The organism is Pseudomonas sp. F007, assembly GCF_057814275.1.
This window is the reverse complement of the sequence record NZ_JBVATA010000015.1, coordinates 34484-48558: the sequence shown is the minus strand read 5'-3', so window position 1 is coordinate 48558 and position 14075 is coordinate 34484. Positions and strand designations below refer to the sequence as shown.

General features: G+C 61.6%; 14 protein-coding genes. 7 read left to right on the top strand and 7 right to left on the bottom strand.

Annotated features, from left to right (window positions below):
- Nucleotides 1–5 precede the first annotated feature (5 nt).
- From ACZYR5_RS29240 to hydA, 5 genes are all read left to right on the top strand, one after another.
- The gene (locus tag ACZYR5_RS29240; RefSeq protein ID WP_489092762.1) at nucleotides 6–1241 is read left to right on the top strand and encodes a cysteine desulfurase-like protein; all 1236 of its coding nucleotides are present in this window, start codon (nucleotides 6–8) and stop codon (nucleotides 1239–1241) included.
- Between the two features lie 36 nt (nucleotides 1242–1277).
- Nucleotides 1278–2147 carry a MurR/RpiR family transcriptional regulator gene (locus ACZYR5_RS29235; protein ID WP_489092763.1) on the top strand — a complete coding sequence of 290 codons (870 nt, stop codon included), beginning with the start codon at nucleotides 1278–1280 and terminating at the stop codon, nucleotides 2145–2147.
- A gap of 54 nt (nucleotides 2148–2201) precedes the next feature.
- Nucleotides 2202–3098 (top strand): allantoinase PuuE, encoded by an 897-nt coding sequence (locus ACZYR5_RS29230; protein ID WP_489092764.1) that lies wholly within the window; start codon nucleotides 2202–2204, stop codon nucleotides 3096–3098.
- Nucleotides 3099–3140: 42 nt separating this feature from the next.
- The gene (locus ACZYR5_RS29225; RefSeq protein WP_489092765.1) at nucleotides 3141–4274 is read left to right on the top strand and encodes an aminotransferase class V-fold PLP-dependent enzyme; all 1134 of its coding nucleotides are present in this window, start codon (nucleotides 3141–3143) and stop codon (nucleotides 4272–4274) included.
- Nucleotides 4275–4358: 84 nt separating this feature from the next.
- Nucleotides 4359–5795 carry a dihydropyrimidinase gene (gene hydA / locus ACZYR5_RS29220; protein ID WP_489092766.1) on the top strand — a complete coding sequence of 479 codons (1437 nt, stop codon included), beginning with the start codon at nucleotides 4359–4361 and terminating at the stop codon, nucleotides 5793–5795.
- A 124-nt stretch (nucleotides 5796–5919) separates the two neighbouring features.
- On the opposite strand, the gene ACZYR5_RS29215 is transcribed toward hydA, so the two are convergent.
- From ACZYR5_RS29215 to ACZYR5_RS29185, 7 genes are all read right to left on the bottom strand, one after another.
- Nucleotides 5920–6621, bottom strand: coding sequence for a GntR family transcriptional regulator (locus ACZYR5_RS29215; protein ID WP_489092767.1), 702 nt, complete (start codon nucleotides 6619–6621; stop codon nucleotides 5920–5922).
- 51 nt (nucleotides 6622–6672) lie between these two features.
- On the bottom strand, nucleotides 6673–7701 hold the full coding sequence (locus tag ACZYR5_RS29210) for a proline racemase family protein (protein ID WP_489092768.1): 1029 nt from the start codon (nucleotides 7699–7701) through the stop codon (nucleotides 6673–6675).
- Between the two features lie 83 nt (nucleotides 7702–7784).
- Nucleotides 7785–8660: a 4-hydroxy-tetrahydrodipicolinate synthase gene (gene dapA / locus ACZYR5_RS29205; protein ID WP_489092769.1), complete on the bottom strand. Its 876-nt coding sequence runs from the start codon at nucleotides 8658–8660 to the stop codon at nucleotides 7785–7787.
- A 24-nt stretch (nucleotides 8661–8684) separates the two neighbouring features.
- Nucleotides 8685–9350: an amino acid ABC transporter permease gene (locus tag ACZYR5_RS29200; protein ID WP_489092770.1), complete on the bottom strand. Its 666-nt coding sequence runs from the start codon at nucleotides 9348–9350 to the stop codon at nucleotides 8685–8687.
- Nucleotides 9351–9360: 10 nt separating this feature from the next.
- The gene (locus ACZYR5_RS29195) at nucleotides 9361–10032 is read right to left on the bottom strand and encodes an amino acid ABC transporter permease (protein ID WP_489092771.1); all 672 of its coding nucleotides are present in this window, start codon (nucleotides 10030–10032) and stop codon (nucleotides 9361–9363) included.
- A gap of 9 nt (nucleotides 10033–10041) precedes the next feature.
- Nucleotides 10042–10863 (bottom strand): amino acid ABC transporter ATP-binding protein, encoded by an 822-nt coding sequence (locus ACZYR5_RS29190; RefSeq protein ID WP_489092772.1) that lies wholly within the window; start codon nucleotides 10861–10863, stop codon nucleotides 10042–10044.
- A gap of 56 nt (nucleotides 10864–10919) precedes the next feature.
- On the bottom strand, nucleotides 10920–11072 hold the full coding sequence (locus ACZYR5_RS29185; protein ID WP_489092773.1) for a hypothetical protein: 153 nt from the start codon (nucleotides 11070–11072) through the stop codon (nucleotides 10920–10922).
- Nucleotides 11073–11298: 226 nt separating this feature from the next.
- On the opposite strand from ACZYR5_RS29185, the gene ACZYR5_RS29180 reads away from it, so the two are divergent.
- The gene (locus tag ACZYR5_RS29180; RefSeq protein WP_489092774.1) at nucleotides 11299–12537 is read left to right on the top strand and encodes an NAD(P)/FAD-dependent oxidoreductase; all 1239 of its coding nucleotides are present in this window, start codon (nucleotides 11299–11301) and stop codon (nucleotides 12535–12537) included.
- 31 nt (nucleotides 12538–12568) lie between these two features.
- Entirely contained in the window at nucleotides 12569–14044 is a 1476-nt protein-coding gene (locus tag ACZYR5_RS29175; protein WP_489092775.1) for an aldehyde dehydrogenase family protein, read from the top strand.
- Nucleotides 14045–14075 lie beyond the last annotated feature (31 nt).

Genomic DNA, 14075 nt, shown 5'->3' with positions numbered 1-14075 from the left:
GTAGAGTGAATTCTCTCGATATCGATTACGTTCGCAAGCAATTTCCAGGTTTGGCCGATGGTTATGCCTACATGGATAACGCCGGTGGTTCGATGGTACTGAGCACCGTGGCTGAGCGTGTCTGTGATTACCTGCTCAACAACAGTGTGCAACTGGGTGCGTCCTACACACCCTCCGTTGTCGCTGGCGAGCGCGTGATGCAGGCGCGCCACTCGGTCATGCAGTTGATCAACGCCGAGCATCCCGAAGAAGTGATCATGGGCGGCTCGACCACTCACTTGTTGCAAATACTGTGTCGCGCCATCGCCCCGTCAATCGTTCCAGGTGATGAAATCATCGTCACCAATTGCGATCACGAAGCCAACATCGGCCCTTGGGTCAAACTGTGCGAAAGCCGTGGGGCGACCTTGCGCGTGTGGCAGGTCAATCTCGACAGTTGTGAGCTGGAGCTGGATGACCTGCAGGTCTTGCTCAATGCCAACACCCGTTATGTGGCCATGACCCACACCTCGAATATTCTCGGCTCGGTCAATCCGGTTGCCGAGGTGGCGCGGCGTGTCCATGGGGTGGGTGCGAAACTGTGTGTGGACGCCGTTGCCTATGCGCCGCACCGTCTGGTGGATGTGCAGGCCAGTGGAGCCGATTTCTACGTCTATAGCTTCTATAAAACCTTCGGCCCGCACTTCGCCGTGCTCTGGGGGCGTCGCAATCTGCTGCTGGAGTTGCCAAGCCTCAACCACTTTTTCATCGGCCAGGACGTGGTGCCTTACAAACTGCAGCCGGGTAACGTCAACTACGAGTTGTCCTTCGGGTGTATCGGTATTACCGATTACCTTCTCGACATCAGCACCCGTCTGGGAGCGCAGGGTAGCGAGCGCGAATGCATGCAGGCTGCGTTCGATGCCTTCGAGGTGCAGGAGGATTTGCTCGCCGAGCGTCTGTTGGCGTTTTTGCGTCAGCGCGAGGGCATTCGAATCATTGGCAAAGCGCATACCCACAATCGAGTCCCCACCATCAGTTTCGTGGTTGAGGGCGTTCAGTCAGAGGCTGTTGTGCGCCGGGTCGACGAGCAGCGGATCGGCATTCGGTTTGGTGACTTCTATGCGCGGCGTCTTATCGAAGCCCTTGGGCTTGATCAGTTTGGCGGGGTGGTGCGGGTGTCACTGGCGCATTACAACACGCTGGAAGAAGTCGACCGCCTCATATCTGCGCTGGATCAAGCAATCAATGGGTTGCGTTGACAGGCGTACACTCCTCTCATTTTACGAGCCTTCATCATGGCCTTACCTGAAACCCTTGCAGAGCTGCGTGACTGTATCGCGGCCCAGCACGAGCAACTGACCGGTCGTCTGCGCGATGCTGCCCGATTTCTGATCGACAACCCGCATGAGATCGCACTCAACACGGTGGCCGAACTGGGAAAACGCTCGAACATTGCGCCTTCCGCCTATATTCGGCTGGCTCAGGCACTTGGCTTTGCAGGTTTCAAGGAGTTGCAGCGCCTGTTCCGTGCGCCGTTGCAACAGGCTGCCGACACCCACAGCGAGCGCATCCGGCATTATGGCGGTGAGACGCTGCTGGAAGATCCGAGTGACGTCGGGGCGATTCTGCGGGAGTTCAGCCAGGCCAATATCGTGTCGCTGGAACACCTGGCAGAAGGGGGCGAGCAGGCCAACATAGAAGCCGCCATCGCCCATCTGCAAGTCGCGCGTACGACCTTCGTTATCGGCATGCGCCGTGCCTTTCCGGTGGCTTCCTATCTGAGCTACGCCTTGAGCCGCGTGGGTCGGCGCACCGTGCACATCAGCGGCGCGGGCGGCACATTGCCAGAGCAGGTCAGCGCCATCGCCGAAGATGACTTGTTGGTAGCGGTGAGCTTTCCACCCTATGCCACCGACACCGTCGAGGCGTGTCGTCAGGCGCGAGAAGCAGGCGTGACACTGGTGGCGATCACTGACAGCGTCCTGAGCCCCATCGGGCAAATGGCCGACACGGTCATTGAGGTCAACGATGCCGAGTTACTGGGTTTTCGCTCGCTCACGGCTTCGTTTTGCATTGCTCAAACCCTGGCCATGGGACTGGCGTTCAGCGAATGGCAATCGGACGGCACGTTTGACCATGAGCGACTGAAAGCGATCGACTGCTAAGTCGCTGATTTCGCCACATCCTCGATCAACCTTTGACTTCAGGAGAACATCCCGATGGTTTCACCTGCACGCGATTTAGTGGGCTACGCAAGACAACGCCCGCAAGGTACCTGGCCCAATGGCGCACGTCTGGCCATCAGCCTGGTGATCAACTATGAGGAAGGTTCCGAGCGTTCCCTCGCCATGGGCGACCCGGACCAGGAATCGATGACCGAATGGGGCAGCTATTCAATACCCGACGGCACACGCAACCTGGCGATGGAGTCGATGTATGAGTACGGTTCTCGCGTCGGGATCTGGCGCATCCTCGATATTCTCGACCAGCAATCGGTTCGCGCAACGTTTCATGCCTGCGCCGTGGCCTTTGAGCAGAACCCTGATGTGGCGCGCGCCGCTGTCGCCGGTGGCCACGAGATTTGCAGCCACGGCTATCGCTGGGAAGAAGTGTTTCGCCTGAGCGAGGAACAGGAGCGTGAGCACATGCGCCTGGCCATCGAATCGTTCGAGCGCACCTGCGGCAAGCGCCCGGTTGGCTGGTATTGCCGTTATGGCGCCAGCGTCAACACGCGACGGCTGGTCGCCGAGGAGGGCGGCTTTCTTTACGATTCCGATGCCTACAATGATGACGTTCCCTACTTTGTCGAGGTTGAGGGCAAGCGTCACCTGGTGGTGCCGTACACCGCTGATGTCAACGATTTCCGCTACTGGAACTCTCCGGGGCTTTCCCAGGCATCGGACTTCTTCGAATACATGAAAGAAAGCTTTGAAGTCCTTTATGAGGAATCGGCAGAAGGACCGCGCATGATGTCCATCGGCTTGCATCCGCGCATGGTCGGCCGTCCTGGACGGGTCAGGGCGATAAAACAATTCATCGAGTATGCCAAGCAGCACGGCGGGGTCTGGTTTGCCACGCGAGAAGAAATCGCCCGTGCCTGGCTTGAACGCGCATGATTGCGTAGCAATCATCCCGGATCTCTGCCAAAGGAGTTAGCCATGTCAACGCTCTATCCCAGCATCGACCCCGAGGGGCTGGTCGAGTACTCAGTGGTCTACACCGACCGCTCGCTCAACCACATGTCGCAGTCGTTTCAAGGCGTGATGAAGAACATTTCCAGTACCCTGCAACAGGTCTACAACGCCGAGGCTGTCGCGGTGGTCCCAGGCAGCGGCACATTCGGCATGGAAGCGGTGGCCCGCCAGTTTGCCACTGACCAGCAATGCCTGGTGCTACGCAACGGCTGGTTCAGTTACCGCTGGAGCCAGATCCTAGACATGGGCAACATCCCGGCGGCCACCACGGTGCTCAAGGCCCGACCGGTCGACTCGGGTCGCCAGGCGGCCTACGCCCCAGCCCCTCTGGACGAAGTGCTGGCAGCCATTGCGGCTTCGCGGCCGCAGATTGTCTTCGCTCCTCACGTTGAAACCTCATCAGGGATTATCCTGCCCGACGAGTACCTGCGGGCCGTCGGCGACGCCGTGCATGCGGTGGGTGGCCTGTTCGTGCTGGACTGCATTGCCTCGGGCACGCTGTGGGTCGATATGCACAAATGCGCCGTCGACCTGCTGATCAGCGCGCCGCAGAAAGGCTGGAGTGCCTCGCCTTGCTGCGCCCTGGTGATGTTCAGTACGTTGGCCCTCGAACGCATCGAGCAGACGCAGAGCAGCAGCTTCGCCTGCGACCTGAAAAAGTGGCTGCAGATCATGCAGGCCTACGAGCAGGGCGGACATGCCTACCATGCGACCATGCCCAGCGATTCGCTCGCGCGGTTCAACGAAGTGATGAAAGAGACGCAAGCCTACGGTTTCGCCAAGGTCCGCGACGAACAACAGGCCCTGGGCGATCGGGTGCGCGCAATGCTGACCGGCAAAGGCTTCAAAAGTGTCGCCGCAGCCGGCTTTCAGGCCCCAGGCGTAGTGGTGAGCTACACCGATGATGCCGACATCAAGAACGGCAGGAAATTTGCCGAACACGGCCTGCAGATCGCCGCCGGAGTACCCCTGCAATGCGACGAGCCGGCCGACTTCCAGACCTTCCGCATCGGTCTGTTCGGACTCGAAAAGCTGCACAACATCGAGCGCACGGTCAGCACCCTCGAGCAGGCACTGGACGAGGTGATGGCTGACTGAACCGGTATCGATGCCCTGGCCGCCGTGGTCCAGGGCATGTTGCGCCTGATCGGCTGGGCCAATGACTTCTGCAAGAGGCTTGATATGCACCCTTTTGATACGGTGATTCGCAACGCCCGCGTGGTCACCGCCGCGGACACGTTCACCAGCGATATCGGTATTCGTGACGGGCGCATCGTCGCCCTCGGCCTGGATCTTCCGCCCGGACACCAGGAAATCGACGCGGCAGGCCGGCATGTCACCCCCGGTGGCATCGACAGCCACGTGCACCTTGACCAGCCGACGGGCGACGGCTCGGTGATGGCCGATGACTTCTTCAGCGGCACCGTCTCGGCGGCCTGCGGCGGCACCACTACCGTCATCCCGTTCGCCTGCCAGCAGAAGGGCGAAAGCCTGCGCGCTGCCGTCGATGACTACCATCGTCGGGCAGGTAACAAGCCGGTGATCGACTATGCCTTCCACCTGATCGTCACCGACCCCACCCCACAGGTGCTCGGTGAAGAACTGCCAGCCTTGATTGCTGAAGGCTATACATCGTTCAAGATCTACATGACCTACGACGCGTTGAAGCTGGGCGACCGGGAGATTCTCGAGACGTTGTCGGTCGCCCGTCGTGAGGGTGCGATGGTGATGCTCCACGCCGAGAACAGCGATTGCATTGCCTGGCTTACCGAGCGGCTGCTGGCGGCCGGGCTGACTGCGCCACGCTACCACGCCGCGTCTCGGCCGATGCTGGTGGAGCGCGAAGCGACCCACCGGGCCATCGCCCTTGCCGAACTGGTGGATGTGCCGATCCTGATCGTGCACGTGTCGGGTCGCGAGGCCGTGGAGCAGATTCGCTGGGCCCAGAGCCAGGGGTTGAAGGTGTACGCCGAGACCTGCCCGCAGTACCTGTTCCTGACCGCCGATTCGCTGGGCAGTGATGACAGCTTTGACGGTGCCAAGTGCATTTGCAGCCCGCCGCCGCGCGATGCCGCCAATCAGCAGGTGATCTGGGATGGCCTGGAGAACGGCTCGTTCGAGATTTTTTCGTCGGACCACGCACCGTTTCGCTTCGATGGCCCGGACGGCAAGAAGGCCCACGGCGACGAGGTGTCGTTCGACCAGATCGCCAACGGCATTCCCGGTGTCGAAACCCGCATGGCATTGCTCTGGTCCGAAGGCGTGCGCAGTGGGCGCATCACGGCGCAAAGCTTTGTCGCGCTGACTTCCACAAATGCCGCCAAGCTGTATGGGTTATATCCGCGCAAGGGCAGCATCGCCATCGGTGCGGATGCCGACCTGGTGATCTGGAACGAAGGTGAGTCGGTGCACCTGTGCAATGAAATGCTGCACCACAATGTCGACTACACGCCTTACGCCGGCATGACGCTGAGCGCGTGGCCGGCCATGACCCTGTCTCGCGGTGCGGTGGTCTGGGACGGAGTGCCGCAGGGTGAGGCGGGTCGCGGCCGGTTCATGCGGTGCGAGCGCCCGGCACCCGCGCAGTTGCGCCGACGCAGGGCTGAGTTGGTCTTGTGAGCGGTCGCGCAGGTCGCAGAGATGAAGTGAGCAGGCTTGATTCCACCTCTGCTGTAGCACGCGTCCGATCTTCAGCGGGCCTGATTTCAAGCGGCTCCGCGCGTCGCTGCCGGTATCTCCCGGCTTAAAGCTTGATCGCGGCCGTCAGGTTCTGACGCATATAGTCGAGGAAGCGTTGCTGGAACAGCATCGTGTGCTCATGCGCGGCTTTTTCGGCGGCCTCGCCATTTCGGGCCGCAATCGCCTCGATGATCTCATCGTGGTCGCGGCCCAGCCTGTGCGCGCTGGCGGAGCTGACGACGTGATCGAAATGCAGGTGCAGCAAGCGTTGGCCTTCGCCCAGCAAACGCTCGTAGGTACTGGTGAAATAGGGGTTATGACTGGCGTGGGCGATGGCCATGTGGAAGGCCTTGTTGCGCTCGGACATCTCCTGGAAATCGCCGCTGTTGACCGCTTGCAGGTATAGCTCGTCAGCCTCGCGAATCGCCTCCAGTTCTTCCGGTCGATGCTGGGTGGCGGCCAGGCGGGTGACGGTGCGCTGCAGCAGGTCTAGAGCCGCGACGTAGTTGGGGAAGTCTTCGATTTCGAAAGGCGTCACCAAGGTCGTGCGGTTGGGCAGGATGGTCACCAGGCCCTCGGCAATCAGGCGAGCCAGGGCGTCGCGCACGGGGGAGCGCGACAGGCCGAACTGCGCGGCGAGTGACACCTCGTCCAACTGTGCACCAGGCCTGAGTTTGAGCGTCAGGATCTGTTTGCGCAGTTCTTCGTAGATGTACCGGCCGCCGTGACGGCGAGCACCATTTTCGGGTTCTTGTTTTGCAGCCATCATCAGGTCTCGATTGGTGTGGCGCCGAGTATACATGCCATTGCCGTGGGATTAGTGGGTGAAGCCGCTGCCCCAGGTGTCGCTGAGCATGAAACCTTGCGCCAATGGATCATCCGGGTCGACGCCCAGCTGCTGCAACCCGTATAACCAGGCCCGGCCCGTCACCCGTGGCAGCACGGCGGGGCGGCCGGCCACTTCGGTGGTACCGAGCAGCGTGACCTGGAACGTCCCGCCGATGGTGGATTGCGAGGTCAATTGGTCACCGCTTTTCACCAGTCCCCGTGCCGCCAGCGTGGCCAGGTTGGCAGAGCTGCCGGTGCCGCAAGGCGAGCGGTCGACACGTCCGGGTGGCAGGGTCGTGCACGTCTGGTAGGTGCGATCATCCAGGCGATTGCGGAACATGACGTACGCCACTTCATTGACCGACGGCATCAACGGATGCTGGACGTCGATCTGGCGATTGATCACCTCCTTGAGCGCGACGCCTGCGGTGGCCAGTTCACGGGCGTTCTCGGGGGCGATCGTGAGACCGATCTGTTCGACGTCGATCAGCGCGTAGTACACGCCGCCGAATGCCACGTCGATTTTCAAGGGGCCGAATTCGCGGGTGTCGAGGGTCAGGTCCAGGTACTCGACGAACGCCGGCACCATGTCCAGCGAAACGCTTTGGCAGCGCCCGTCGGCGCAACGCGCCCTGGCGGTCACAAGGCCGGCCGGGGTGTCCAGTACCACCGTCGTCTCAGGCTCGACCATCGGCACCATGCCCAGTTCCAGCAGCGCGGTCACCACGCAGATGCAGTTGCTGCCGGACATCGGGTGCGCCTTGTCCGCCTGCAACACGATAAAGCCTGCCTGGGCTTCGGGGCGTGTGGGCGGCAGCAGCAGGTTGACCGACATCTGCAGGCAGCCCCGGGGTTCGAGCGTCACCAGGCGCCGCAGGCTGTCGTCGACTTCATTGATGTAGTTCATCTTGTCCAGCAGGGTGGCGCCCGGAACATCCAGAACACCGCCGGTGATGACTTTGCCGATCTCGCCTTCGCAATGCACTTCGGCGAGTTGCAGGGTTTTTTTCCAACGCATGGCTGACCTCATTTGATAAAGCGACCCAGGCCGTTTTTTGCGAGTCACGACAAGAAACGGCCCGGTTGCCGGCAGATCGTCCGTCAGCCCTGGCAGGCTTCGAAGACTCGGCGGAACTCGGTTTTCTCATCATCCGTCAACGGCAACAAGGGGGCACGCGCATTGCCGACCTTGAACCCGGACAGCTCGGTACCGTACTTGACCTTCTGCACGAACTTGCCGCTCTCCAGGTTAGCCATGACCGGGAACAGCGAGCGCATGGTGTTCTGCGCCCCCTGGATGTCGCCGCTGGTGAACTGGCGATGGAAGTCCACCACCTTCTCCGGAAAGATGTTGGCCGGGCCGCAGATCCAGCTACTGGCACCCCACAGGTAAAAGTCCAGGGCCTGGTCGTCAGAGCCGCAGGACAGCTGAATACCCTTGTGATTCTCACCGATCTCGATGGCCCGCAGCAGGTTGCCGCTGCTCTCCTTGATGGCGATGACACGGGGATGGTCGTTGAGCGCGGCGACCACGTCCATGCCCACTTCGACGTTGGTACGAATAGGGTAGTTATAGAGCACGACATTGATTTGCGGGAAGGTCGCCAGGATCGTGTTGTAGTGCGCCAGCAATTCTTCCTGGGACGGCAGGGCGTAGTACGGCGGTGCGATCAGCAGGTTGGTGTAGCCGGCATCGACAGTCTGCTTGATTTGCTCCAGCACTTCGCGGGTGCAAGAACCGTTGGCGCCGGCGATCAGGGTACCGCGATTGCCCACCACCTCTTTGACGGTGGCCAGGATTTGCCGGCGCTCATCATTGGTCAGCGCGTAGTATTCACCAGTCGATCCCAGCGGCACGAAGCCACTGACGCCGGCCGCCAGTTGTTTTTCGAGGATGGCGGCGAGAGTTTCGTGATCGACGTTGCCAGCCTGATCGAAAGGGGTGACGAGGGCCGGCAGGATACCGTTCAGTTTCATGGGGATGTCTCCGTGTGGATGTAGTCAGTAGGCGTAACGGCGCAGCAGACGCCCCTCGACCACACCGACCAGGCGGGTGAGAGGGAATGCCACGAGGAAATAGATGACGGCCACGGCCGAGAGGAACTCGACCGGGCGAGCGGTGCTGTTGGAGATGTTCTGGCCGACGAACATCAGGTCGGCGACCCCGACGGAAGAGATCAGCGCGCTCTCCTTGAACAGGCTGACCACGTTCGACAGCAACGGCGGAACCGCCCGCAGCAGCGCCTGGGGGAACACGACGTAAAGCACCTTGACCCGCGATGTCAGACCCAGGGCGATACAGGCGTCATGCTGTTCGCTGGCGATGGACTTCAGGGCGCCGCGAAAGGTCTCGCTGGTGATCGCGGCCATGAACAGGGTCAGCGCGATCAACACCGAGGCATAGGGAGGAATGTTCAGCCCGAACACCACCGGGAAGCAGAAGAACACCCAGAACAGCTGGATCAGCAACGGCGTGCCGCGGAAGAACTCCACGAACAGGGTCAATGGCAGGCGCACCAGCGGCGTACGCAACTGGCGCAGCAGGCTGACGATGAATCCGGCCAGGCTGCCCAGCACGGCGCACACCAAGGTGAATCCAAGTGTCAGGCCCAGCCCTTTGAGCAACACCGGCCAGTAGTGCAGAACAACGGAAAAGTCGATTGGCATGGCTCTGTCCTCAGCGCTGCACAGCAAGGTCTTGGCGCCGCTCGAACCATTGCGCCAACTGGGCGATGGGCAACGACAGGGCGAAGTAGACGAGTGCGATCAGGGTGTAGGTTTCAAGCGGGCGATAGGCTTCGGTCGCCAGGCTCTTGCCGACATACATCAGGTCGGCGACGGCGACGATGGCGACCAGCGCGCTTTGTTGCAGGGTGCCAATGCCATTGGTGATCAGCACCGGCAAGGCGCTGCGTACCGTCTGTGGCAAGACCACGTACAAGGTGCGCTGCCACGGTTTGAGTCCCAGTGCCACGCAGGCGTCCAGGTGTTCGCGCGGCACCGCCTGTACGCCAGCTCGATAGGCTTCGGCGTTGAATGCGGTGAGGTTCAGGCCCAGCGCCAGAAAGCCCATGGCGATCGGATCGATGAACACGTTGAACAGCATCGGCACGCAGTAGAAGAACCAGACGATCTGCAGCAGCGCCGGGGTGCAGCGGAAGAACTCGATAAACAGTTGCGCCGGCCAGCGGATGAAGAACCAGCGGCTCATGGTCATCAGGCACAGCAGGAAACCGCAGGTCAGCCCGATCACGTTGGCGACCAGCGCCAGTTCCAGGGTGACCTTGAGTCCGTCGAGCAGCGCCGGCAGGCTGCCGTTGAGGAAGTGGAAGTCGAATTGGTAATTCATGGCATTCCCTCAATCCAGGTGCAGGACCTTTTCCAGGAACTCGCGGGTGCGTGGTTCCTGTGGTCGGGTAAACAACTGATCGGGATGGCCTTGTTCGACCACCTTGCCATTGGCGCAGAACACCACGCGGGTGGCGATATGCCGGGCGAAGTGCATGTCGTGGGTGACGATGATCATCGCCATCTTCTGTTCCGCCAGTTGCAGCATCACGTTCTGCACCTCGATCACCATTTCCGGATCGAGTGCCGAGGTGACTTCATCGAACAACATCAGGCGCGGTTCGAGCATCAGCGCCCGGGCAATGGCCACGCGCTGCTTCTGGCCGCCCGAGAGCTGGTTGGGGTAGGCGTGGAGTTTGTTTTCCAGGCCCAGTCGGGCGAGGTAGGCGCGGGCTTTTTCCGTGGCCTCGGCCTTGCTCAGGCCATGCACCCTGACCGGCGCGAGAATCAGGTTGCCCAGCACCGACAGGTGCGGGAACAGCGTGTAATGCTGGAACACCATGCCGATCTGCTTGTGCAGGACTTCATCCAGCGGTTTGCCTTGTTTGCGAGCCCCGTCGATGTAGGGTTTGCCCTGGAACTGAATGGTGCCGCCCTGGATGCCTTCCAGGCCCATCAACACCCGCAGTAGCGAGCTTTTGCCGCTGCCCGAGGGGCCGATGATGACCAGGCGATCGTCGGCACTCATCTGCAGATTCATCCGGTCCATCACCACCAGTTGCTCGCCGTAGGCCTTGCGGACCTCATGCAACTGGATGAAATCGCCGGCGTTGGCCGAATTCGGGATGAGCGGAACCTGTGGCTGGGAGGCCACCAAACGGGGAGTGTTCATGAATGTCGTCTCCACGAGGGCGCACGCAACGTCGCCCCCGGTCTGTCAGCGAAGGTTTACCGGGTAGCGGGTACGCCGTTGCACGGTGCATGGGCGTTGTGCCCTGGGACTTGCCCGAGGTGGGCGGGCGAGGTGCCGAGCAGACCGGCTTGCAGCGCTGAGGCGCGGGCCAGGTTCCTGTAGAGGGACAACGATTGATTGACAGCCATTTTTTACCTCTCCGTTGAGCTTGTTTTTGTTAGGCAGAAGGGCAAATCGATGAATAACGCATGCTTGTGTGTTGTGTTGTATGCAGCGTTGCATTCAGATTAGGTCGAGCTTATGATCGTTGTCAACGGGCAAACAACGACCGGGCGATTGCTGGCAACCTTTGGCACACCGAAGGCCGTGGAAGCGCCTGGTCGATTCGCTAAACAACAAGAATGAGGAAAACCTGTGCGGCCAACTGTCGTTGTAGGTGCCGGAATCGTCGGCACCACCCTCGCGTACCAACTCCAGCGCCGCGGCAAGCGGGTGGTGCTGCTGGACAAAGCGGAGCCTGGCAAGGGGGCCTCCTTCGGTAACATGGCGAGCATCGCCGTGACCGAATTCATGCCGGCATCCCGTCCGGGCATCTGGTCGCAGATGCCCAAGTGGTTGCTCGATCCCGAAGGGCCTATCTGTATTCGCCCTGCTTACCTGCTCAAGCTGATGCCGTGGTTCCTGCGCTTCCTGTCGGCCAGCCGTCCGGCCAAGGTCCGCGAGCTGGAAGCCGCAGGTGCCGTGTTGTGCTCGCGAGTGCATGAAGACCTGGCGCAGTTGCTCAAGGTCGCCGGCCTGGACCACATGCTCAGCGACCAGGGGTGCCTGAGCCTGTACACCGACGAAGCCGAATACCGTGCTGATCGTGAACATATCGAGGTGCTGGAACGTTTCGGTTTTGCCCACCAAATCCTCGATCGCGAAGCATTGCAGGCCCTGGAACCGGCGTTGGCCAATCAGATCGGCAAAGCCGTGCTGTTTCCCGAGAACCGCTCGATTTCCGACCCCTATCAGTTGGTGGTGCAACTGGTCGAACGCTTCAAGACGCTGGGCGGGGTGGTGGTTCGCGGCGAGGTGGTCGGTTTCGACCAGGCCCTCGGTCACGTCGGCGGGATTCGCTTGAAGGATGGTCGGCTGATCGAAGCCGAAGAGGTGGTGCTGGCGGCGGGTGCCTATACCGCAAGGCTATCCAAGCTGATCGGTGAGCCCATCCCGTTGGAGACCGAACGCGGCTATCACACTCAGGTGATGGCGCCGGGCATCTCCCTGCAGCACTCGATCATCTGGCCGGCAAAGGCGTTCATGGTCACGCCGACTGCCGGCGGCATCCGCATTGGCGGCACGGTGGAAATGGCCGGCCTGGACGCCGACCCCGACTATCGCCGGGCGCAGATTCTGGTCAAGCGCGCCCGTCAGGCGCTGCCCGACCTGCAAGTGCAGGACACCTCGCAGTGGATGGGTCATCGTCCAGCCACGCCTGACACGGTGCCGGTGATGGGCCGATCGGCCACCCGGCGTAATGTCTGGTACGCCTGCGGCCACGGGCATCTGGGCCTGACGTATGCGGCCACGACCTCGCGCCTGATCAGCGACTTGATGACCGGGCAGACGCCGCCCATCGACATGACCCCCTACCGCGTCAACCGTTTCTAATCACAACGCCATGCACAGACAGGTGATCGATATGCGAAGCAAGCTTTACATCGACGGCAAGTGGGTAACCCCCGTCAGCGACGGTTTTGAGACCGTGATCAATCCCGCCACTGAAGACGTCGTGCAGGAAATTGCCGCCGCCACCGCAGCCGATGTCGATCTGGCCGTCAAGGCTGCCCGACGGGCATTCGACAAAGACGGTTGGCCGAAACGCCCGGGCGCCGAACGGGCGAAATTCTTGCGCGCGATTGCCCAGGGCATTCGCGATCGCCAGGATGAGATCGCGACCCTGGAGGTCATCGATAATGGCAAGCCACTGCCGGAAGCGCTCTGGGACATCGGCGATGCCGCTGGCTGCTTTGACTATTACGCCGGCCTCGCCGAGCAACTCGATCATTGCGGTGCGCAAAGCATCACCTTGCCCGATGGGCGATTTACCTCCAAGGCCGTCAAGGAGCCCATTGGCGTCGCCGGCGCAATCATTCCCTGGAACTACCCCTTGTTGATGGCCGCCTGGAAAGTGGCCCCGGCCCTCGCCGCCGGGTGCACCGTGGTGTTGAAACCCGCCGAATCCACGTCGCTGACCTCCTTGCAGTTGGCGGCGATTGCCGATCAGGTCGGCCTGCCAGCTGGCGTGCTCAACGTGGTGACGGGCATCGGCGCTGTCGCTGGCCAGGCGATCATCGATCACAAGGGCGTGGACAAGCTGGCCTTCACGGGTTCGGGGCCGGTGGGTTCGAAGGTCATGGCGGCGGCAGCGCGCGACATCAAACGGGTCAGCCTGGAACTGGGCGGCAAGTCGCCGTTTGTCGTGTTTGACGATGCGGACATCGAGCAGGCCGTCGAATGGATCATGTTCGGGATTTTCTGGAACCAGGGCCAGGTCTGCTCCGCGACCTCGCGCGTGCTGGTGCAGGAAGGGCTTTACCCGCAGTTGCTCGCCCGGCTGGTTGAAGAAACCCGTCGCATCAAAATCGGCAACGGTATGGAGGAGGGGGTATTGCTGGGCCCGCTGGTCTCCAGACGCCAATACGAACAAGTGCTCGCCGCCATTGACGCCGCACGCGCGGCGGGGGCGACGGTGGCCTGTGGGGGCCGCCGCCCCGAGGGTTTCGACAAGGGCTATTACCTGCAACCGACCGTGCTCACCGACGTGCCGCTGGATTGCGCCGCCTGGGTCGAGGAGATCTTTGGCCCGGTGGTCTGCGTGCGGCCATTCAAAACCGAAGAAGAGGCGGTCGAGCTGGCCAACGATTCACGCTTCGGCCTGGCGGCGGCGGTCATGTCCAGGGATGACGAACGGGCGGAGCGGGTGGCCGCCGCGTTTCAGGCAGGCATCGTCTGGATCAACTGTTCCCAGCCGACCTTCACCGAGGCGCCGTGGGGCGGCTACAAGGCGTCTGGCATCGGTCGCGAATTGGGTCACTGGGGCCTGGACAACTACCTGGAAACCAAGCAGATCACCCGCTACGTCAGCGATGCCCCGTGGGGGTGGTACATCAAGTAAGCGATTGAAACCGCCAGCGCCTGGGCAGGTT